Below are 1934 nucleotides of genomic sequence, written 5' to 3' on the forward strand. Positions count from 1 at the left end.
TTTAATTTCATGCTCTTCCTTATCTAACAAATCTTTTCTCCCACCTTTTTGATAAAAAGTGATAGATTCTCTTCTCTTTTTTATTGCAGAGGAAATAATATTAACTATCTCTTCATCTTTTAACTCCCTTTTCTTTTCGATCTCTGCATTTTTTATTTCAGCATTTAACATCCTTATAGCTCCCAAAGCCACACTATCTTTATTTTTCATATATGTTTTCATATCATTTAATATTTGTTCTTTTAAACCCATAATATTGCTCCTCCTATTTTTTACCTAGTAATCTTGCCATAATATACAGTACATCAGAGAGTCTATTGACATATTTTAAGATATTATTATGAACCTTCTGGATATTATTATTATATGATACAATCCTTCTTTCATACCTTCTACAAATTGTTCTACATATATCAGCTTTAGCAGCTAAAAGGTTTTCTGATGGGATTATAAATCCCTTTATTGGCCCACATTTATTCTCATAGCTATCTAATAGATCGTTTAATGTTAGATACTCCTTTTCAGTTATAATAAAATCTTTCTTCTTTTCCCCTTTCGTGGCAAAATATGAATTAATTTTAAAAATTTTTTTCTGTATATCTTCTATAACTGATAAATATATACCAGATTTTAATTTCAGCTCTCCTAAATGGCATATAAACTCATCACCTGTGCCACATATTTCACATATAATATCATCCTTTGAGACCCTTTCACCTGTATATATACTTGTATATCCTTGGTCTCCTTTTTTTGTTGAAATACTCATATGTTCATCAATTTATTTATTTCTAATAGCTCTAAACTAATACTCTTCTTTTTGTTTATAATATCTTTTAAAGGGATATAACATAGCTTTGAACCTTTTAAAGCTACCATTGTACCGGCTTTACCATTTATAATACCCTCAACTGCATATATACCCATAGAGGTGCCTAAAATCCTATCAAAATAAGTAGGTGGACCACCTCTTTGTAGATGGCCAAGCACTGTAACCCTTGTATCACTAAAACCTGCATCTACCAATGCATTTGCAACATCTTGCCCTTGGGCAGCACCTTCTGCAACAATAATAATACTTCTGCTTTTACCATATTTATATCTATCTTTAGCTAACTTTATAACATCGTCATAGTTACACTTTTTTTCAGGAACAAAAGCGTATTCAGCCCCACCTGCTATTGTTGACATTAAAGCTAAAAAACCATTGTTTCTTCCCATAACCTCAATCACAAAGGTTCTATCGTGGGAAGAAGCTGTATCGTTAATTATATCAATGGCATTTATTATCCTATTCAAAGCGCTATCTACCCCAATTGATAAATCTGTACCATAAATATCATTGTCTATAGAACCAGGTACACCTACAACAGGAAACTCAAATTCAGTGTATAATTTATATGCACCAGTAAGTGAACCATCACCGCCTATAACAATAATTCCATCAATACCAAACTTTTCAAGTTGATTAAATGCCCTTTTTCTACCTTCAGGCATTCTAAAAGACTCTGACCTTGCACTTTTCAGTATTGTACCACCTTTTTGTATAATATTTGCCACATCTCTACTTTCCAATTCAACTAATTCCCCGTTAATTAATCCCTCATAACCTCTATAAACTCCATAAACCTTAACACCTTTTGAAATAGCTGTCCTTACAGTACTTCTAATGCAAGCGTTCATACCTGGGGCATCACCACCACTAGTTAAAAGTGCGAGCTTTTCAATCTTATTTTCAATACTCATTTATAAGTCCTATTAAATTATTATGTATATATTTGTTAGTTGCAATTATATAATTAGAATTAAGATTATGTTCTTTTCCTTTTTCATTGGTAACACACCCACCAGCTTCCTCAACAATGAGCTTTCCCGCTGCAATATCCCACGGCTTTAGACCACGCTCATAGAAAGCCTCAAATACCCCCCTTGCC

Annotated in this window: 4 protein-coding genes; all 4 read right to left on the minus strand. The window is 32.5% G+C overall.

Annotated features, from left to right (window positions below):
* The coding region (locus SVN78_10690) for a GatB/YqeY domain-containing protein (GenBank protein MDY6822072.1) at positions 1–252 on the minus strand (252 nt) is incomplete at its 3' end.
* 13 nt (positions 253–265) lie between these two features.
* Positions 266–769, minus strand: a complete 504-nt coding sequence (locus SVN78_10695; GenBank protein ID MDY6822073.1) for a cob(I)yrinic acid a,c-diamide adenosyltransferase — start codon at positions 767–769, stop codon at positions 266–268.
* Positions 766–1728, minus strand: coding sequence for a 6-phosphofructokinase (gene pfkA / locus SVN78_10700; GenBank protein ID MDY6822074.1), 963 nt, complete (start codon positions 1726–1728; stop codon positions 766–768). The genes SVN78_10695 and pfkA overlap by 4 nt, the downstream gene beginning before the upstream one ends.
* Positions 1729–1735: 7 nt before the next feature.
* The coding region (locus SVN78_10705; GenBank protein MDY6822075.1) for an inositol monophosphatase family protein at positions 1736–1934 on the minus strand (199 nt) is incomplete at its 5' end.

This window comes from Deferribacterota bacterium (assembly GCA_034189185.1).
Taxonomy (GTDB): domain Bacteria; phylum Chrysiogenota; class Deferribacteres; order Deferribacterales; family UBA228; genus UBA228.